Raw genomic sequence first — 16294 nt, 5'->3', positions numbered from 1 at the left:
GTAGGAGTCTGGACCGTGTCTCAGTTCCAGTGTGGCTGATCATCCTCTCAGACCAGCTAGGGATCGTCGCCTAGGTGAGCCGTTACCCCACCTACTAGCTAATCCCACCTGGGCCAATCCTGACGCGAGAGGCCCGAAGGTCCCCCTCTTTGCTCCCATCTCGAAAAAGACAGGAGATTATGCGGTATTAGCCATCGTTTCCAATGGTTATCCCCCACATCAGGGCATGTTCCCAGGCATTACTCACCCGTCCGCCGCTCGCCGCCCATCAACGCCCCCGAAGGATTGTTCATGTCGCTGCCGCTCGACTTGCATGTGTTAGGCCTGCCGCCAGCGTTCAATCTGAGCCATGATCAAACTCTTCAATTAAAGTTTTGTTGCCTTTCCGAAGAAAGGCGGCTCAGTGATTACTGATGTTCCAACCGAAGTTGAAACGAATTGACTGTGCCGGTAACCCTTTCGAGAAAGTGCTACCATTTGGTCACTCAGTTCACTGATAAATCTTTTATGACTGTATCATTGTCGAGTGCCCACACAGATTGCATGGTCAAATTGTTAAAGAGCTTGTTCCGAAGCAAATCTTTGTGATTCATCTCTCGAAACGGGCGGCCATTCTAACCAATCAAAAACAAGTGTCAAACACTTTTTCAATTTGTTTTTTAACCGCTTAAACCGCTTGGCGCTTCAGTTTTCTGTCCCGCCGTGTCAGTGAGGCGGCATTATAGAGAGTCCGAACCACATGACAAGTAAAAAAACAGAAAAAAACACCAAGTGAACACTTTTTACCCACGAACAAGCAGAACGTACAATAATAAAGCAAAAAGCCATAACGTAGGCGTGGATAAATTTTAACTTCGGGTTAGAACATCAATATAGTAAGGAAAGAAAACTGTCGGAATATGACCTGAAACAACTATGGTTAAACCCCATAACCATCCAGTCCTGAATGCGGCCTCGGATATGTAGCCAAACAATAGCTATAAAAAAAGCCGGGCAATGCCCGGCTTTCTTACGTTTTAAACTATTGCTTATTCAGCAGCAGCTTCTTCCTGAGCTTCAGGACGGTCTACCAGCTCAATGTAAGCCATTGGGGCTTTATCACCAGCACGGAAACCGCATTTCATAATGCGAGTGTAACCGCCTGGACGCTGAGCAAAACGTGGACCTAATTCGTTAAACAGTTTAGCAACGACTTCGTTATCACGAGTACGTGCAAATGCCAGACGACGGTTAGCTACACTGTCAGTCTTAGCTAGGGTAATCAAAGGCTCAATTACGCGACGCAGCTCTTTTGCCTTAGGCAAGGTAGTCTTGATAAGCTCGTGACGTACCAGAGAGCTAGCCATGTTGCTGAACATCGCTTTGCGATGACTGCTGTTGCGGTTGAGTTGACGACCACTCTTACGATGGCGCATGACCTAATCCTTCTAACTAGATATCAGTAACTATTAATCTTCAGCGATTGATGCTGGCGGCCAGTTTTCCAGGCGCATACCCAGAGACAGACCACGTGAAGCCAGCACGTCTTTGATTTCAGTCAAAGACTTCTTACCCAGGTTTGGCGTTTTCAGTAGCTCAACCTCAGTACGCTGAACAAGATCACCGATGTAGTGGATCGCTTCTGCTTTCAAACAGTTAGCAGAGCGAACAGTTAGTTCAAGATCGTCTACAGGACGCAGTAGGATCGGATCGAACTCCGGCTTCTCTTCTTTCTCTTCAGGAACTCGTACATCACGCAGATCTACGAATGCGTCAAGTTGTTCTGCCAGAATAGTGGCAGCACGACGAATCGCTTCCTCAGGATCAAGAGTACCATTGGTCTCCATATCGATAACTAGCTTATCAAGGTCAGTGCGCTGTTCAACACGCGCAGCCTCGACTGAGTAAGCGATACGATCAACTGGGCTGAAAGTTGCATCAACTAACAAACGACCAATTGGACGCTCATCTTCATCACTGTGAATACGAGCAGATGCTGGTACATAGCCGCGACCACGTTCTACCTTGATGCGCATGCTGATATCAGCATTATCATCAGTCAAATGGCAGATCACGTGCTCTGGGTTCGCAATCTCAACATCACCATCATGGGTGATGTCACCTGCAACAACAGGGCCTGCACCAGATTTACTGAGGCTCAAGATGACTTCGTCTTTCCCTTCAACCTTAACGGCCAGGCCTTTTAGGTTCAATAGGATTTCAAGAACGTCCTCTTGGACTCCCTCTTTGGTGCTGTACTCGTGTAACACACCGTCGATTTCTACTTCAGTCACTGCGCAACCTGGCATAGATGACAGAAGAATACGACGTAGAGCATTGCCTAGAGTGTGGCCAAAACCGCGCTCCAGAGGCTCAAGAGTTACTTTTGCATGCGTCGTATTAACTTGTTCAATATCAACAAGACGCGGCTTAAGAAATTCTGTTACAGAACCCTGCATTGTGTCCTCTCTTAACTATAGCCTTACTTAGAGTAAAGCTCGACGATCAGGTGTTCGTTGATGTCGGCAGACAAATCAGAACGTTCTGGAAGACGCTTAAAGGTACCTTCCATTTTGTTGCTGTCTACTTCGACCCAAGTCGGCAGTTCACGCTGAGTAGCAACTTCAAGAGCTGCTTTGATGCGTGCTTGGTTTTTAGCTTTCTCACGAATGCTAACAACGTCGTTTGCAGCCACCTGGAAAGATGGGATGTTAACGACTTGACCATTAACCAGGATCGCTTTGTGGCTTACCAGCTGACGTGATTCAGCGCGAGTCGCACCAAAGCCCATGCGGTAAACAACATTATCCAGACGACCTTCCAGAAGTTGCAGCAGGTTTTCACCTGTGTTGCCTTTCAGGCGAGCAGCTTCTTTGTAGTAGTTACGGAATTGCTTTTCCAGTACGCCATAAGTACGACGAACTTTCTGCTTCTCGCGAAGCTGAACGCCATAGTCAGACAGGCGGCCACGACGGGCACCGTGCTGGCCCGGCGCGTTATCAATTTTACACTTGGTATCAATCGCGCGAACACCAGACTTAAGGAATAAGTCAGTGCCTTCACGACGGCTAAGCTTCAGCTTAGGACCCAAATATCTTGCCATGTTCTTTCTCCAATATTCCTAGAAACGAAACGTTATACGCGACGTTTCTTAGGTGGACGACAACCGTTATGAGGGATCGGAGTCGCATCAACAATGTTAGTGATACGGAAACCCGCTGCATTCAGAGCACGGATTGTTGACTCACGACCAGGACCTGGGCCCTTCACCATAACTTCCAGGTTCTTAACGCCATATTCTTTGGCCATTTCACCACAACGCTCAGCAGCAACCTGTGCAGCAAACGGTGTAGATTTACGAGAACCACGGAAACCTGAACCACCGGCAGTTGCCCAAGCCAGAGCATTACCTTGACGGTCAGTAATGGTAACGATTGTGTTGTTGAAAGAAGCGTGGATGTGCGCTACGCCATCAGCAACTTGCTTGCGTACGCGCTTACGAGCGCGAGTTGGTTGTTTTGCCATTGTACTCTACCTTATCCGATTATTTTTTGATCGGCTTGCGCGGACCCTTACGGGTACGAGCGTTGGTTTTAGTACGCTGTCCACGTAGAGGTAGACTGCGACGATGACGAAGACCACGGTAACAACCAAGATCCATTAGGCGCTTGATGTTCATGGAAACTTCACGACGTAGATCACCTTCTACAGTGTACTTAGCTACACCATCACGCAGTTGATCGATCTGCTCTTCAGTTAGTTCACTGATCTTAACATTTTCAGCAATACCCACATCAGCCAGAATAGCTTTTGAACGAGTTTTACCGATGCCATAAATCGCAGTCAGTGCGATTACAGCATGCTTTTGATCAGGAATGTTAATGCCTGCAATACGGGCCACTATTCACTCCTAGTACTTATCAAGAATAACCGCTGCAAAGCCCGTTTAGGATACGCAGCGGTGTCACAATTCTTTTGCACACACAAAAGATGGTTGGCTAATTTAGCCAACCTACCTTCAATTTGCAAGAAATATTTCTGCTGGTTAGCCTTGGCGTTGCTTATGCTTTGGCTCACTGCAAATTACACGCACAACACCGTTGCGCTTGATAACTTTACAGTTACGGCAGATTTTCTTAACGGAAGCACGAACTTTCATTGCTAAACTCCGTAAATGGATAACCAAACTTATCGGCCGTAGCCTTTAAGATTAGCCTTTTTCAAAACCGACTCATACTGTTGAGACATCAGGTGTGTCTGAACTTGAGCCATGAAGTCCATAATAACCACAACTACAATCAGTAGTGACGTACCGCCAAAGTAGAAGCGAACGTTCCAAGCAATCATCATGAACTCGGGGATCAGACAGATAAAGGTAATGTACAACGCACCAGCCAAAGTCAGGCGTGTCATCACTTTATCAATGTACTTCGCAGTCTGCTCGCCCGGACGAATACCAGGTATGAACGCACCGGATTTCTTCAGGTTATCTGCTGTTTCACGCGGGTTAAACACCAACGCGGTATAGAAGAAACAGAAGAAGATAATCGCAGCGGCATACAACATAACGTACAGAGGCTGACCAGGACTAAGTGCCAGAGACACGTCAGTCAGGAAACCAAAAGTACCTTCTCCATTTCCACCGAACCACTGAGCCAGTGTGCCAGGGAAAAGAATGATGCTGGATGCAAAAATTGCTGGAATCACACCTGCCATATTAATTTTCAATGGCAGATGAGTGCTCTGGCCTGCATAGACACGACGGCCTTGCTGACGTTTGGCGTAGTTAACGACGATACGACGCTGACCACGTTCCATGAACACTACAAAATAGATTACAGCAAAAGAAATTACTGCAATTAACAGTAGAAGAAGTACGTGCAATTCACCTTGACGCGCTTGCTCTACGGTCTGTCCAATAGCTGGTGGCAATCCTGCAACGATACCTGTGAAAATAATCAGAGATATACCGTTACCAATGCCACGTTCTGTAATCTGCTCACCTAACCACATTAAGAACATGGTACCGGTGACCAAACTTACGACCGCAACAAAGTAGAAACCAAGGCCTGGGTTATGTACCAGGCCAGGGATCATACTTGGTAACCCCGTCGCAATACCAATTGCTTGGAAGGTTGCCAACACAAGCGTGCCATAGCGAGTATACTGGCTGATCTTACGGCGACCAGACTCACCTTCTTTCTTCAACTCGGCTAAAGCCGGATGAACAACCGTTAGCAACTGAACAATAATAGAGGCCGAAATATACGGCATAATGCCCAGAGCTAAAATGGATGCACGCTCAAGTGCACCACCAGAGAACATATTAAACAGTTCAATGATGGTACCCTTTTGCTGTTCGAACAGATCGGCTAGTACAGCAGCGTCAATACCAGGAATAGGCACAAAAGAGCCAGCTCGGAAAATTAAGATAGCCCCTATTACAAATAGCAGACGAGTCTTAAGCTCTGCTAGGCCACCTTTTGCGCTACTAAAATCTTGTCCTGGTTGTTTAGCCATCTGTACCTCATCCTCGAGTTAATTATTCCTCGATTTTACCGCCTGCAGCTTCGATCGCAGCTTTAGCGCCTTTAGTTACGCGTAAGCCTTTCACTGTGACAGCGCGGTTGATCTCACCAGACAGAACAACTTTTACAGTTTCCATGTTCTTAGTGATCACGTTGGCAGCTTTCAGTGTTTCCAGACTTACTACGTCACCTTCAACTTTCGCCAGTTCTGACAGACGAACTTCAGCTGTTACCAGGCTCTTGCGAGAAGTAAAACCGAATTTTGGTAGACGCTGTTTCAAAGGCATTTGACCGCCTTCGAAACCTGGGCGAACAGAACCACCAGAACGTGATTTCTGACCTTTGTGACCACGGCCACAAGTTTTACCCAGGCCTGAACCGATACCACGGCCTACGCGCTTCGCAGAAGGCTTAGAACCCGCAGCCGGAGATAGAGTATTCAAACGCATTCTGATTACTCCTCTACTTTAACCATGTAATGAACCTGGTTGATCATGCCGCGTACGCAAGCAGTATCTTCCAGCTCAACAGTGTGGTTGATGCGACGTAGGCCCAAGCCACGCAGTGTAGCTTTATGCTTCGGCAAACGACCGATAGAGCTACGAGTCTGAGTTACTTTGATAGTTTTAGCCATGTCGATTACTCCAGAATTTCTTTAACAGAAAGACCACGCTTAGCAGCGATCATTTCTGGAGAGTTCATACCACTCAAACCGTCAATAGTCGCGCGAACGATATTGATTGGGTTTGTAGAACCGTATGCTTTAGCCAGTACGTTATGCACGCCAGCGACTTCCAGCACTGCACGCATTGCACCACCGGCGATGATACCAGTACCTTCTGATGCAGGTTGCATGTACACCTTAGAACCGGTGTGGCGACCTTTAACAGCGTGGTGCAGAGTACCTTCGTTCAGAGCAACTGTAACCATGTTACGACGTGCTTTTTCCATTGCTTTCTGGATTGCAGCAGGCACTTCACGTGCTTTGCCGTAACCGAAACCAACGCGACCATTACCATCACCAACAACGGTCAGTGCGGTAAAGCTGAAAATACGACCACCTTTAACCGTCTTAGATACACGGTTAACAGCGATCAGCTTTTCATGCAGATCTGATTGAGTTTTTTCGTTAGCCATCTTCCGCCTACCTTAGAATTTCAGACCAGCTTCACGGGCAGCTTCTGCCAGTGCAGCCACGCGGCCGTGGTATTGGAAACCGGAACGATCGAATGCAACGTTAGAGATGCCTTTTTCAATCGCGCGCTCAGCGATGATTTTACCCACAACTGCAGCAGCGTCTTTGTTACCGGTGCTCTTCACTTGCTCACGGATCGCTTTTTCTACGGTAGAAGCGGCAGCGATAACCTCGGAGCCATTTGGTGCGATTACCTGAGCGTACACATGGCGTGGAGTACGGTGTACTACCAAGCGAGTTGCACCCAGTTCAGCAATCTTACGACGTGCTCTGGTCGCACGACGGATACGAGATGCTTTCTTATCCATAGTGTTACCTTACTTCTTCTTAGCTTCTTTAATACGCACGACTTCGTCGGCGTAACGAACACCTTTACCTTTGTAAGGCTCAGGGCTACGGTAAGCGCGAATGTCTGCAGCGACTTGGCCAATCAACTGCTTATCAGTACCAGTCAGTACGATTTCAGTTTGAGTTGGACACTCAGCTTTAATACCTGCAGGCAGTTCATGCTCAACTGGGTGTGAGAAGCCCAGAGTCAGGCCAACAGCGTTGCCTTTAATGGCAGCACGATAACCTACACCCTTAAGGATAAGCTTCTTAGTAAAGCCTTCAGTAACACCAACAACCATGTTGTTAACCAGTGCACGAGCTGTACCAGCCTGTGCCCAAGCATCGTTGAAGCCGTCGCGAGGACCGAACTTAATGGTGTTTTCTTCCTGGGTTAGTACAACTGCTTCGTTAATTACACGAACCAGTTCACCCTTACCACCTTTTACAGTGATTTCCTGACCGTTGAGTTTAACTTCTACGCCGGCAGGAACAACTACAGGTGCTTTTGCAACACGTGACATTTTCCTACTCCTATTAAGCTACGTAGCAGATAATCTCACCACCAAGACCTGCTTTACGAGCAGCACGGTCAGTCATCAGACCCTTGGAAGTGGACACAACGGCAATACCCAGGCCACCCATCACAGTCGGCAGCGCATCTTTTTTCTTGTAGATACGCAGGCCAGGACGTGAAACGCGCTGGATTTGCTCAATTACAGCTTTAGTCTCGAAGTACTTCAGAGTAACTTCGAGTTCAGGCTTAACTTCGCCAGAAACGGCGTAGTCAGCTACAAAACCTTCTTCTTTCAGCAAAGCTGCGATGGCAACTTTCAACTTAGAAGATGGCATTTTAACAGCAACTTTCTTCGCTGCCTGACCGTTACGAATGCGGGTCAGCATATCCGAAATCGGATCTTGCATGCTCATAAGTCAATACTCCGTGATTCTTAATTGGTAATTAAATTACCAGCTAGCCTTACGCAGACCCGGAATCTCGCCTTTCATGCAAGCTTCACGAACCTTGATACGGGACAGACCAAACTTACGCAGGTACCCGTGTGGGCGTCCAGTCTGGTTACAGCGATTACGCTGACGAGATGGACTTGAATCACGTGGTAGAGACTGAAGCTTGAGCACTGCATCCCAGCGTTCTTCTTCAGACGCATTCACGTCGCTAATTAGAGCTTTAAGCGCGGCACGCTTTTCAGCGTACTTTGCTACCAGCTTGGCACGTTTTACTTCACGTGCCTTCATAGATTCTTTAGCCATTAGTAACCCTTACTTTTTACTTACGGAATGGGAAGTTAAAAGCAGACAGCAGAGCACGAGCTTCTTCGTCAGAGTTCGCAGTAGTTGTGATTGTGATGTCTAAACCACGTACACGATCTACTTTATCGAAATCGATCTCTGGGAAGATAATCTGCTCACGAACGCCCATGCTATAGTTACCACGACCGTCAAATGATTTCGGGTTCAAACCACGGAAATCACGGATACGCGGTACAGCAATAGAGATCAGACGTTCGAAAAAGTCCCACATACGTTCGCCACGCAGGGTTACTTTACAGCCGATCGGGTAGCCCTCACGGATCTTAAAGCCAGCAACAGACTTACGAGCTTTGGTAACCAGCGGCTTTTGACCTGTAATTGCGGCCATATCAGCAGCTGCGTTTTCCAACAGCTTCTTGTCGTTCAAGGCTTCACCGACACCCATGTTCAGGGTGATCTTTTCGATCCTTGGGACTTGCATGATGCTCTTGTACTCGAACTTGTCAGCAAGTTCTTTTACAACAGACTCTTTGTAGTAATCATGCAGTTTCGCCATAGTACTACTCCAAAATTACTTGATAGTTTCGCCATTAGATTTGAAGAAACGAACTTTTTTGCCGTCTTCAAATCGGAAGCCTACACGGTCAGCTTTACCAGTTGCCGCGTTGAAGATTGCAACGTTAGAAGCATCAAGAGCTGCTTCTTGTTCAACGATGCCACCCTGGATACCCATAGCCGGTACAGGCTTTTGGTGTTTTTTAACCAGGTTGATACCTTCAACAACGATTTTACCAGTTGCCAGGACCTTAGATACTTTACCTTTCTTACCTTTATCTTTACCAGTAAGAACGATAACTTCGTCGTTACGACGGATTTTAGCTGCCATTTTCGTCACTCCTTACAGTACTTCTGGCGCTAGTGAAACAATTTTCATGAATTTCGCAGAGCGAAGTTCACGAGTCACTGGGCCAAAGATACGAGTACCGATTGGTTGCTCTGTATTGTTGTTCAGCAATACGCAAGCATTACGGTCGAAGCGAATGACAGAGCCGTCTGGACGACGAACGCCTTTACGGGTGCGCACAACCACCGCTTTCAGTACATCACCTTTTTTCACTTTACCGCGAGGAATTGCTTCCTTGACAGTAACTTTGATGATGTCACCGATATGTGCATAGCGACGGTGAGAACCACCCAGAACCTTAATACACATTACGCTACGAGCGCCGGAGTTATCGGCTGCATCTAGCATACTTTGCATTTGGATCATGTTAGTGCTCCGCTTATCAAAAACATCTAGACCCATCTCGGGTCGAATTCGCCTTTATTACAAGGGCGGCGAATAATAACACCATTTTTTGAGAATGGGTAGATAAAAAATAAACGGCCCCATTTTTTCAGGGGCCGCTCAGTTATGTAGTTGCTAAAGCTCGCTTAAACGCGCGCTTTCTCAACAACGCGTACCAGAGTCCAAGATTTTTTCTTAGACAGTGGACGACACTCACTGATCTCAACTGTGTCGCCAATGCCACACTCGTTGTTCTCATCGTGAGCGTGCAGTTTAGTCGTACGCTTGATGAACTTACCATAGATTGGGTGCTTCACGAAACGCTCGATAGCAACCACGATAGACTTGTCCATCTTGTCGCTAACAACACGACCCTGCTGAGTACGAATTTTCTCGCTCATTATGCGCCAGCCTTCTCATTCAGAACGGTTTTAACACGTGCGATATCGCGACGTACTGCTTTCAGAGTGTGAGTCTGTTGCAGTTGGCCAGTTGCAGCCTGCATACGCAGGTTGAACTGCTCACGCAGCAGGTTCACAAGCTCAGCATTCAGTTCTTCAACGCTTTTTGCGCGCAGATCTTGTGCATTCATCACATCACCGCCTTAGTTACGAAAGTGGTTTTTACAGGAAGCTTACGCGCGGCCAGTTTAAAGGCTTCGCGAGCAAGATCTTCTGAAACACCATCCATTTCATAAAGAACTTTACCTGGTTGGATTTGGGCTACCCAGTACTCAACGTTACCTTTACCCTTACCCTGACGAACTTCCAACGGCTTGCTTGTAATAGGCTTGTCCGGGAAGATACGAATCCAGATTTGGCCCTGACGTTTGATATGACGAGTCATAGCACGACGAGCAGCCTCGATCTGACGAGCAGTAATACGGCCACGGCCAACTGCTTTCAGACCGAAAGTACCGAAGCTTACATCAGTACCGTTCGCCAGACCGCGGTTACGACCCTTATGAGTCTTGCGGAATTTAGTGCGTTTAGGTTGCAGCATCAATAAACTCCTTATTTACGGCCTTTGCGTTGCTTCTTAGGCTTGTTATCAGCCTTAGGCTCTTCAACTGGCATGCCACCCAGAACTTCACCTTTGAAGATCCAAGTTTTAATACCAATTACACCGTATTGGGTGTGAGCGGAAGAAGTCGCATAATCAATGTCAGCACGCAGAGTGTGCAAAGGCACACGGCCTTCACGGTACCACTCGGTACGTGCAATTTCAGCGCCGCCCAGACGGCCACTTACTTCAACTTTGATGCCTTTAGCGCCCAGACGCATAGCATTCTGTACCGCACGCTTCATAGCGCGACGGAACATAACACGGCGCTCAAGCTGAGAAGCGATGCTGTCACCAACAAGCTGTGCATCCAGCTCTGGCTTACGAACTTCAGCGATGTTGATCTGAGCTGGAACACCAGCGATCTTAGCAACGCGAGCGCGCAGTTTCTCAACATCTTCGCCTTTCTTACCGATAACAACGCCTGGACGAGCAGTGTGAATGGTTACACGAATGCTCTTAGCAGGACGCTCGATAACGATACGAGACAGAGACGCTTTTGCTAATTCCTTGGTCAGGAATTGACGTACCTTGAAGTCGCCGTCTAGGTTGTCAGCGAATTCGTTGCTGTTAGCATACCAAGTGGTATTCCAAGGCTTAACGATGCCAAGACGAATACCATTAGGATGTACTTTTTGACCCATTGCTTTGTCTCCTACTCTCTTAGCGATCCGCTACAACAACAGTGATGTGGCTAGAACGCTTCAAGATGCGATCGGCACGGCCTTTAGCACGAGGCATAATACGCTTCATGGTTGGGCCTTCATCAACGAAGATTTTCGCAACATTCAAGTCATCGATGTCTGCGCCTTCGTTGTGCTCAGCATTAGCGATAGCGGATTCCAGAACCTTCTTAACCAGGTCAGCAGCTTTTTTGTTGCTGAAAGTCAGAATTTCCAGAGCTTGTGCAACCGTTTTACCGCGCACTTGATCCGCAACCAAACGAGCTTTCTGCGGTGAGATGCGAGCAAAGCGATGTTTAGCGATAGCTTCCATTACCTATACTCCTCTTAGCGCTTCTTAGCTTTCTTATCTGCAGCGTGGCCGCGATAAGTACGTGTTGGTGCAAATTCGCCCAGCTTGTGACCGATCATTTCTTCAGAAACGAAAACGGGTACGTGCTGACGACCATTATGGACAGCGATGGTCAAACCGATCATCTGAGGGATGATCATTGAGCGACGGGACCAAGTCTTAACAGGCTTCTTGTCACCGCTTTCCACCGCTTTCTCTACCTTCTTCAGCAAGTGCAGGTCAATAAAAGGACCTTTCTTGAGAGAACGTGGCATGGCTTATCCTCTGATATAAATTACTTATTACGACGACGTACAATGTACTTGTCGGTACGTTTGTTCTTACGAGTTTTGTAACCCTTAGTCGGTACGCCCCATGGTGTCACTGGGTGACGACCACCAGAAGTACGACCTTCACCACCACCGTGTGGGTGGTCGATTGGGTTCATTACAACACCACGTACGGTTGGACGAACACCACGCCAACGTGAAGCACCGGCTTTACCCAGTTCACGTAGCATATGTTCACCGTTACCAACCTCACCCAGAGTCGCACGACCTTCGGCAAGAACTTTACGCATTTCGCCAGAACGCAGACGAATAGTTACGTATGCGCCAGCACGAGCTACGATTTGTGCGTAAGTACCAGCTGAACGAGCCAGCTGAGCACCTTTACCAGGCTTCAGTTCAACACAGTGTACGGTTGAACCTACTGGGATGTTGCGCATTGGCAGGGTGTTACCTACTTTGATCGCAGCATCTGAACCAGACTGGATAGTATCACCAGCTTGGATGCCTTTTGGTGCAATGATGTAACGACGCTCACCATCTGCGTAAAGAACCAGAGCGATGTTTGCGCTACGGTTTGGATCGTATTCCAGACGCTCAACTTTCGCTGGGATACCATCTTTATTACGCTTAAAGTCAATCAGACGGTAATGTTGTTTGTTACCACCACCGATGTGACGAACAGTAATACGACCGTTATTGTTACGACCACCAGTCTTAGAGTTTTTCTCTAGAAGTGGTGCATACGGCTTACCCTTATGCAGGTCAGAGTTAACCACTTTAACAACGTGGCGACGACCTGGGGAAGTCGGCTTACATTTTACAATAGCCATTCTTCTTTGCTCCTAGCCTTACTCTGCACTACCAGCGAAGTCGATGTCTTGACCTTCTTTCAGGATCACGTACGCTTTCTTCCAGTCACTACGACGGCCTTGGCGCATACCTTGACGCTTAGTTTTACCTTTAGCAATCAGAGTATTTACAGACTTAACTTCAACCTCGAACAGTTTTTCAACTGCCGCTTTGATCTCACGCTTCGTTGCGGTCATCGCTACTTTGAAAACGATAGTGTTACCGTTCTCAGCAGCCATGGTCGCTTTTTCAGAGATGTGCGGAGCACGCAGAACTTTTAGGATACGCTCTTCGGTGATCATGCCAGCATCTCCTCAACTTGCTTAACTGCCGCAGCAGTCATCACTACTTTGTCGAATGCGATCAAGCTAACTGGGTCGATTGCAGCGGCATCGCGAACGTCAACCTTGTACAGGTTGCGTGCTGCCAGGAACAGATTCTCATCCAGTTCACCGGTCACGATCAGAACATCGTTCAGTTCCAGTTCTTTCAGCTTTGCAGCCAACTCTTTAGTTTTTGGTGCTTCTACTGAGAAGTTATCAACAACGATCAGACGCTCTTGACGAACCAGCTCAGACAGGATGCACTTCATCGCACCGCGGTACATTTTCTTGTTAACTTTCTGGCTGTGGTCCTGTGGACGAGCTGCGAAAGTTACACCACCTGTACGCCACAGTGGGCTACGGATTGTACCCGCACGGGCACGACCAGTACCCTTTTGACGCCATGGCTTAGCACCGCCACCAGATACGTCAGAACGGGTCTTTTGTGCACGAGTACCTTGACGGGCACCTGCTGCATACGCAACAACTACTTGGTGCACCAGCGCTTCGTTAAACTCACGCCCAAAAGTAGTTTCGGAGACAGCTAGCGCATCAGCGCCTTTGACTACCAATTCCATTACTAACTCCTCGACGTTACGCTTTAACAGCTGGTTTTACGATCACGTTGCCGCCAGTTGCGCCTGGTACTGCACCTTTGATCAGAAGCAGGTTGCGCTCAGCGTCAACACGTACGATCTCTAGGTTTTGAGTCGTTACACGCTCAGCACCCATGTGACCAGCCATTTTCTTGCCTTTAAATACGCGACCTGGAGTCTGACATTGACCGATAGAACCAGGAGCACGGTGAGACAAGGAGTTACCGTGGCTCATATCTTGAGTACGGAAGTTCCAACGCTTAACAGCGCCTTGGAAACCTTTACCCTTTGAAGTGCCAGTAACGTCTACTTTCTTAATTTCGTTGAACAGTTCTACGTTCAGCTCAGCGCCTACTGCGAACTCTTCACCATTGTCCAGGCGGAATTCCCACAAACCGCGGCCAGCTTCAACACCTGCTTTCGCAAAGTGACCAGCTTCAGCTTTGTTTACGCGGCTTGCTTTCTTAGCACCAGCGGTAACCTGGATAGCGTTATAACCATCAGTGTCTACAGATTTAACCTGAGTAACACGGTTATTTTCTACTTCAACCACAGTAACTGGGATAGAAGCGCCATCTTCGGTAAAGATGCGGGTCATGCCCACTTTACGACCGATTAGACCAATCATTCTCTTATCTCCCCTTAACCTAGGCTGATCTGTACATCAACGCCAGCAGCTAGATCCAGACGCATCAGAGCATCAACAGTTTTGTCTGTTGGCTCAACGATGTCGATAAGGCGCTTGTGGGTACGGATTTCGTACTGATCACGGGCGTCCTTATTCACGTGTGGAGAAATAAGAACAGTGAAACGCTCTTTACGAGTAGGCAGTGGGATTGGACCACGAACCTGCGCGCCAGTACGCTTAGCTGTTTCAACGATCTCCGCAGTAGACTGATCGATCAAACGGTGATCGAAAGCCTTCAGGCGGATACGAATACGTTGGTTCTGCATGAGACAGAGCTCCAATTCAAAAAAATTTACACAAACAATATCGCCACTCAAACTCGTTAAGACGAGAGAATGCCGATTGATTTATGTGAACGTAGCACCCCTTTTGGGCGCATTGTCAGCCAATTTAATGACTGCGAACATAAGTCAGAGTATACATTACCGAATCAGAGAACTGATTCCTTCCTCAACGCTTATTGGTTCACAACCGTCTTCTCGAGACAGTGCCGGGCATTATACCGATCACAAAATGAAAGGCAAGGGATGATGGGAAATTAAGCAGTAAAATGAAAAAAGCCTTCACCTGCAGGAAAAATGAAGGCCGTTACGACTTGATAAGGGTGCAAGACTAGTCGTCGTCTACAATCTGGGCCTGATTGTAGTTGTTAATACCCATGCGCTCGATTAAGCCCAGCTGAGTTTCCAGCCAGTCGACATGCTCTTCTTCATCTTCCAGAATGTCTTGGAATAAATCCCGGGAGACATAATCCCGTACTTCTTCAGCGTACTGAATGGCGTCACGTAAATCCGGAATTGCATCCATTTCCAAAGAGAGGTCACACTCGAGCATTTCTTTGGTATCTTCGCCAATGCGCAGTTTACCCAAGTCCTGGAGATTTGGAATCCCCTCCAGAAACAGGATCCGTTCAATCAAATGATCGGCATGATTCATTTCATCGATGGATTCGTGGTATTCCTTATCGGCAAGATGTTTGAGACCCCAATCCTTGTACATACGGGCGTGGAGGAAGTACTGGTTGATTGCCACCAGTTCATTGCCCAGGATTTTGTTGAGATGTTGAATGATTTTCGGATCGGCTTTCATTAGCTAACACTCCTCTCTCGGTCCTTTTAAGCTTAGAACCGATCTGAAGAGTGTCAAAAAAGAGACGTTGTTAAACCAAAGATTAGCTCGCTTTTTTGAGCGTAACCTCAGTAATATCGATCACAGTAATATCCTGAGCAGTATCCCGCTCCAGAACTACATGTTGAATGATACCTTTTGCCTGACGAATACACTTACCGCATTGAGAACCGAGAGGGGTGATCGCTTTGATTCCACGGATATCTGATACACCGTCCTCTTCTACCAATTTCACAATCTTTTTGTCAGAAATTCCGTGACACAGGCAAACGTACATAACAACTCTCTACGACTGATCTGACTCAAATATAAACGAGAACCGTTAGCATTACCACTTCTGTTCCGTCACTTTGCTAGATGAATTAGTTATCAATAATGCAGAAAATTGCGCTTACAGAATATGTAGAAAAGAGAAACGGTTAGCAATAGGATTTTGCCAGGGGATCAGAATCTGAGGGGAAAAGGCCGCATGCAAAGCCTCAAAATACAAAAAGGGAGCCGAAGCTCCCTTTCTCATGTTGATTAAATCTATGCTAATTAAGCAACGATCTTAGCAACAACACCAGCACCAACGGTACGGCCACCTTCACGGATTGCGAAGCGCAGACCTTCGTCCATTGCGATAGGTGCGATCAGAGTAACAACCATCTTGATGTTGTCACCTGGCATTACCATCTCAACGCCTTCTGGCAGTTCGATAGTACCGGTCACGTCAGTTGTACGGAAGTAGAACTGTGGACGGTAGCCTTTGAAGA

31 protein-coding genes and 1 rRNA gene are annotated in these 16294 nt (G+C 47.5%); all 32 read right to left on the bottom strand.

Features of this window, described 5'->3' with window-relative positions; all coding sequences use genetic code 11:
• Positions 1-369, bottom strand: a 16S ribosomal RNA gene (locus D6M16_RS21470); the annotation flags it as partial.
• Positions 370-1028: 659 nt separating this feature from the next.
• Positions 1029-1415: a 50S ribosomal protein L17 gene (rplQ, locus tag D6M16_RS21465; protein ID WP_027251964.1), complete on the bottom strand. Its 387-nt coding sequence runs from the start codon at positions 1413-1415 to the stop codon at positions 1029-1031.
• 33 nt (positions 1416-1448) lie between these two features.
• Positions 1449-2438, bottom strand: a complete 990-nt coding sequence (locus D6M16_RS21460) for a DNA-directed RNA polymerase subunit alpha (RefSeq protein ID WP_027251963.1) — start codon at positions 2436-2438, stop codon at positions 1449-1451.
• A gap of 23 nt (positions 2439-2461) precedes the next feature.
• Entirely contained in the window at positions 2462-3082 is a 621-nt protein-coding gene (gene rpsD / locus D6M16_RS21455; protein ID WP_027251962.1) for a 30S ribosomal protein S4, read from the bottom strand.
• 32 nt (positions 3083-3114) lie between these two features.
• A complete protein-coding gene (rpsK, locus tag D6M16_RS21450) occupies positions 3115-3504 on the bottom strand; it encodes a 30S ribosomal protein S11 (RefSeq protein WP_027251961.1) in 390 nt (129 codons plus the stop codon).
• 19 nt (positions 3505-3523) lie between these two features.
• Positions 3524-3880, bottom strand: a complete 357-nt coding sequence (gene rpsM, locus D6M16_RS21445; RefSeq protein ID WP_027251960.1) for a 30S ribosomal protein S13 — start codon at positions 3878-3880, stop codon at positions 3524-3526.
• 144 nt (positions 3881-4024) lie between these two features.
• Positions 4025-4138 (bottom strand): 50S ribosomal protein L36, encoded by a 114-nt coding sequence (rpmJ, locus tag D6M16_RS21440; RefSeq protein ID WP_000868186.1) that lies wholly within the window; start codon positions 4136-4138, stop codon positions 4025-4027.
• 29 nt (positions 4139-4167) lie between these two features.
• Positions 4168-5499: a preprotein translocase subunit SecY gene (secY, locus tag D6M16_RS21435; protein WP_027251959.1), complete on the bottom strand. Its 1332-nt coding sequence runs from the start codon at positions 5497-5499 to the stop codon at positions 4168-4170.
• 22 nt (positions 5500-5521) lie between these two features.
• Entirely contained in the window at positions 5522-5956 is a 435-nt protein-coding gene (gene rplO, locus D6M16_RS21430) for a 50S ribosomal protein L15 (protein WP_027251958.1), read from the bottom strand.
• Positions 5957-5961: 5 nt separating this feature from the next.
• On the bottom strand, positions 5962-6141 hold the full coding sequence (gene rpmD / locus D6M16_RS21425) for a 50S ribosomal protein L30 (RefSeq protein ID WP_027251957.1): 180 nt from the start codon (positions 6139-6141) through the stop codon (positions 5962-5964).
• Between the two features lie 5 nt (positions 6142-6146).
• Positions 6147-6644, bottom strand: a complete 498-nt coding sequence (gene rpsE / locus D6M16_RS21420) for a 30S ribosomal protein S5 (protein ID WP_027251956.1) — start codon at positions 6642-6644, stop codon at positions 6147-6149.
• 12 nt (positions 6645-6656) lie between these two features.
• On the bottom strand, positions 6657-7010 hold the full coding sequence (rplR, locus tag D6M16_RS21415; RefSeq protein ID WP_027251955.1) for a 50S ribosomal protein L18: 354 nt from the start codon (positions 7008-7010) through the stop codon (positions 6657-6659).
• 9 nt (positions 7011-7019) lie between these two features.
• Positions 7020-7553, bottom strand: a complete 534-nt coding sequence (rplF, locus tag D6M16_RS21410; RefSeq protein ID WP_027251954.1) for a 50S ribosomal protein L6 — start codon at positions 7551-7553, stop codon at positions 7020-7022.
• Positions 7554-7566: 13 nt separating this feature from the next.
• Positions 7567-7959, bottom strand: a complete 393-nt coding sequence (gene rpsH, locus D6M16_RS21405) for a 30S ribosomal protein S8 (protein WP_027251953.1) — start codon at positions 7957-7959, stop codon at positions 7567-7569.
• A 36-nt stretch (positions 7960-7995) separates the two neighbouring features.
• Complete coding sequence (rpsN, locus tag D6M16_RS21400; protein WP_027251952.1) at positions 7996-8301, bottom strand: 30S ribosomal protein S14; 306 nt, start codon at positions 8299-8301, stop codon at positions 7996-7998.
• A 16-nt stretch (positions 8302-8317) separates the two neighbouring features.
• Positions 8318-8857 (bottom strand): 50S ribosomal protein L5, encoded by a 540-nt coding sequence (gene rplE, locus D6M16_RS21395; RefSeq protein ID WP_027251951.1) that lies wholly within the window; start codon positions 8855-8857, stop codon positions 8318-8320.
• Positions 8858-8872: 15 nt separating this feature from the next.
• Entirely contained in the window at positions 8873-9187 is a 315-nt protein-coding gene (rplX, locus tag D6M16_RS21390) for a 50S ribosomal protein L24 (protein ID WP_027251950.1), read from the bottom strand.
• 12 nt (positions 9188-9199) lie between these two features.
• Entirely contained in the window at positions 9200-9571 is a 372-nt protein-coding gene (rplN, locus tag D6M16_RS21385; RefSeq protein ID WP_027251949.1) for a 50S ribosomal protein L14, read from the bottom strand.
• A gap of 164 nt (positions 9572-9735) precedes the next feature.
• Entirely contained in the window at positions 9736-9990 is a 255-nt protein-coding gene (gene rpsQ, locus D6M16_RS21380; protein ID WP_027251948.1) for a 30S ribosomal protein S17, read from the bottom strand.
• Complete coding sequence (gene rpmC / locus D6M16_RS21375; RefSeq protein WP_027251947.1) at positions 9990-10181, bottom strand: 50S ribosomal protein L29; 192 nt, start codon at positions 10179-10181, stop codon at positions 9990-9992. Before rpmC ends, rpsQ begins: the two co-directional genes overlap by 1 nt.
• A complete protein-coding gene (rplP, locus tag D6M16_RS21370; RefSeq protein ID WP_027251946.1) occupies positions 10181-10591 on the bottom strand; it encodes a 50S ribosomal protein L16 in 411 nt (136 codons plus the stop codon). Before rplP ends, rpmC begins: the two co-directional genes overlap by 1 nt.
• Before the next feature lie 11 nt (positions 10592-10602).
• Positions 10603-11295 (bottom strand): 30S ribosomal protein S3, encoded by a 693-nt coding sequence (gene rpsC, locus D6M16_RS21365; protein ID WP_027251945.1) that lies wholly within the window; start codon positions 11293-11295, stop codon positions 10603-10605.
• A 19-nt stretch (positions 11296-11314) separates the two neighbouring features.
• Positions 11315-11647: a 50S ribosomal protein L22 gene (gene rplV, locus D6M16_RS21360; protein WP_027251944.1), complete on the bottom strand. Its 333-nt coding sequence runs from the start codon at positions 11645-11647 to the stop codon at positions 11315-11317.
• A gap of 14 nt (positions 11648-11661) precedes the next feature.
• On the bottom strand, positions 11662-11940 hold the full coding sequence (gene rpsS, locus D6M16_RS21355) for a 30S ribosomal protein S19 (protein ID WP_007469141.1): 279 nt from the start codon (positions 11938-11940) through the stop codon (positions 11662-11664).
• 20 nt (positions 11941-11960) lie between these two features.
• A complete protein-coding gene (gene rplB / locus D6M16_RS21350; protein ID WP_027251943.1) occupies positions 11961-12785 on the bottom strand; it encodes a 50S ribosomal protein L2 in 825 nt (274 codons plus the stop codon).
• An 18-nt stretch (positions 12786-12803) separates the two neighbouring features.
• The gene (gene rplW / locus D6M16_RS21345; RefSeq protein WP_027251942.1) at positions 12804-13106 is read right to left on the bottom strand and encodes a 50S ribosomal protein L23; all 303 of its coding nucleotides are present in this window, start codon (positions 13104-13106) and stop codon (positions 12804-12806) included.
• A complete protein-coding gene (rplD, locus tag D6M16_RS21340) occupies positions 13103-13705 on the bottom strand; it encodes a 50S ribosomal protein L4 (protein WP_027251941.1) in 603 nt (200 codons plus the stop codon). Before rplD ends, rplW begins: the two co-directional genes overlap by 4 nt.
• Positions 13706-13721: 16 nt before the next feature.
• Positions 13722-14351, bottom strand: a complete 630-nt coding sequence (gene rplC, locus D6M16_RS21335; protein ID WP_027251940.1) for a 50S ribosomal protein L3 — start codon at positions 14349-14351, stop codon at positions 13722-13724.
• Between the two features lie 14 nt (positions 14352-14365).
• Positions 14366-14677 carry a 30S ribosomal protein S10 gene (gene rpsJ, locus D6M16_RS21330; RefSeq protein ID WP_005501283.1) on the bottom strand — a complete coding sequence of 104 codons (312 nt, stop codon included), beginning with the start codon at positions 14675-14677 and terminating at the stop codon, positions 14366-14368.
• A gap of 346 nt (positions 14678-15023) precedes the next feature.
• Positions 15024-15500, bottom strand: a complete 477-nt coding sequence (bfr, locus tag D6M16_RS21325) for a bacterioferritin (RefSeq protein ID WP_120513896.1) — start codon at positions 15498-15500, stop codon at positions 15024-15026.
• A gap of 82 nt (positions 15501-15582) precedes the next feature.
• Positions 15583-15816, bottom strand: coding sequence for a (2Fe-2S)-binding protein (locus D6M16_RS21320; protein ID WP_120513895.1), 234 nt, complete (start codon positions 15814-15816; stop codon positions 15583-15585).
• A gap of 260 nt (positions 15817-16076) precedes the next feature.
• Positions 16077-16294: EF-Tu C-terminal domain-related protein (locus D6M16_RS21315; protein ID WP_205576953.1), on the bottom strand; the 218-nt coding region annotated here is incomplete at its 5' end.

The organism is Photobacterium salinisoli (assembly GCF_003614885.1).
Taxonomy (GTDB): Bacteria; Pseudomonadota; Gammaproteobacteria; order Enterobacterales; family Vibrionaceae; genus Photobacterium; species Photobacterium salinisoli.
Note: the sequence above shows the minus strand (reverse complement) of the source record. Positions and strands in the feature narration are given on the sequence as shown.

What these genes read in the sequence shown, in the direction of transcription:
- rplQ (WP_027251964.1), bottom strand. Translation starts at nt 1,415, where the DNA reads ATGCGCCATCGTAAGAGTGGTCGTCAACTCAACCGCAACAGCAGTCAT.
- D6M16_RS21460 (WP_027251963.1), bottom strand. Translation starts at nt 2,438, where the DNA reads ATGCAGGGTTCTGTAACAGAATTTCTTAAGCCGCGTCTTGTTGATATT.
- rpsD (WP_027251962.1), bottom strand. Translation starts at nt 3,082, where the DNA reads ATGGCAAGATATTTGGGTCCTAAGCTGAAGCTTAGCCGTCGTGAAGGC.
- rpsK (WP_027251961.1), bottom strand. Translation starts at nt 3,504, where the DNA reads ATGGCAAAACAACCAACTCGCGCTCGTAAGCGCGTACGCAAGCAAGTT.
- rpmJ (WP_000868186.1), bottom strand. Translation starts at nt 4,138, where the DNA reads ATGAAAGTTCGTGCTTCCGTTAAGAAAATCTGCCGTAACTGTAAAGTT.
- secY (WP_027251959.1), bottom strand. Translation starts at nt 5,499, where the DNA reads ATGGCTAAACAACCAGGACAAGATTTTAGTAGCGCAAAAGGTGGCCTA.
- rplO (WP_027251958.1), bottom strand. Translation starts at nt 5,956, where the DNA reads ATGCGTTTGAATACTCTATCTCCGGCTGCGGGTTCTAAGCCTTCTGCG.
- rpmD (WP_027251957.1), bottom strand. Translation starts at nt 6,141, where the DNA reads ATGGCTAAAACTATCAAAGTAACTCAGACTCGTAGCTCTATCGGTCGT.
- rpsE (WP_027251956.1), bottom strand. Translation starts at nt 6,644, where the DNA reads ATGGCTAACGAAAAAACTCAATCAGATCTGCATGAAAAGCTGATCGCT.
- rplR (WP_027251955.1), bottom strand. Translation starts at nt 7,010, where the DNA reads ATGGATAAGAAAGCATCTCGTATCCGTCGTGCGACCAGAGCACGTCGT.
- rplF (WP_027251954.1), bottom strand. Translation starts at nt 7,553, where the DNA reads ATGTCACGTGTTGCAAAAGCACCTGTAGTTGTTCCTGCCGGCGTAGAA.
- rpsH (WP_027251953.1), bottom strand. Translation starts at nt 7,959, where the DNA reads ATGAGCATGCAAGATCCGATTTCGGATATGCTGACCCGCATTCGTAAC.
- rpsN (WP_027251952.1), bottom strand. Translation starts at nt 8,301, where the DNA reads ATGGCTAAAGAATCTATGAAGGCACGTGAAGTAAAACGTGCCAAGCTG.
- rplE (WP_027251951.1), bottom strand. Translation starts at nt 8,857, where the DNA reads ATGGCGAAACTGCATGATTACTACAAAGAGTCTGTTGTAAAAGAACTT.
- rplX (WP_027251950.1), bottom strand. Translation starts at nt 9,187, where the DNA reads ATGGCAGCTAAAATCCGTCGTAACGACGAAGTTATCGTTCTTACTGGT.
- rplN (WP_027251949.1), bottom strand. Translation starts at nt 9,571, where the DNA reads ATGATCCAAATGCAAAGTATGCTAGATGCAGCCGATAACTCCGGCGCT.
- rpsQ (WP_027251948.1), bottom strand. Translation starts at nt 9,990, where the DNA reads ATGAGCGAGAAAATTCGTACTCAGCAGGGTCGTGTTGTTAGCGACAAG.
- rpmC (WP_027251947.1), bottom strand. Translation starts at nt 10,181, where the DNA reads ATGAATGCACAAGATCTGCGCGCAAAAAGCGTTGAAGAACTGAATGCT.
- rplP (WP_027251946.1), bottom strand. Translation starts at nt 10,591, where the DNA reads ATGCTGCAACCTAAACGCACTAAATTCCGCAAGACTCATAAGGGTCGT.
- rpsC (WP_027251945.1), bottom strand. Translation starts at nt 11,295, where the DNA reads ATGGGTCAAAAAGTACATCCTAATGGTATTCGTCTTGGCATCGTTAAG.
- rplV (WP_027251944.1), bottom strand. Translation starts at nt 11,647, where the DNA reads ATGGAAGCTATCGCTAAACATCGCTTTGCTCGCATCTCACCGCAGAAA.
- rpsS (WP_007469141.1), bottom strand. Translation starts at nt 11,940, where the DNA reads ATGCCACGTTCTCTCAAGAAAGGTCCTTTTATTGACCTGCACTTGCTG.
- rplB (WP_027251943.1), bottom strand. Translation starts at nt 12,785, where the DNA reads ATGGCTATTGTAAAATGTAAGCCGACTTCCCCAGGTCGTCGCCACGTT.
- rplW (WP_027251942.1), bottom strand. Translation starts at nt 13,106, where the DNA reads ATGATCACCGAAGAGCGTATCCTAAAAGTTCTGCGTGCTCCGCACATC.
- rplD (WP_027251941.1), bottom strand. Translation starts at nt 13,705, where the DNA reads ATGGAATTGGTAGTCAAAGGCGCTGATGCGCTAGCTGTCTCCGAAACT.
- rplC (WP_027251940.1), bottom strand. Translation starts at nt 14,351, where the DNA reads ATGATTGGTCTAATCGGTCGTAAAGTGGGCATGACCCGCATCTTTACC.
- rpsJ (WP_005501283.1), bottom strand. Translation starts at nt 14,677, where the DNA reads ATGCAGAACCAACGTATTCGTATCCGCCTGAAGGCTTTCGATCACCGT.
- bfr (WP_120513896.1), bottom strand. Translation starts at nt 15,500, where the DNA reads ATGAAAGCCGATCCGAAAATCATTCAACATCTCAACAAAATCCTGGGC.
- D6M16_RS21320 (WP_120513895.1), bottom strand. Translation starts at nt 15,816, where the DNA reads ATGTACGTTTGCCTGTGTCACGGAATTTCTGACAAAAAGATTGTGAAA.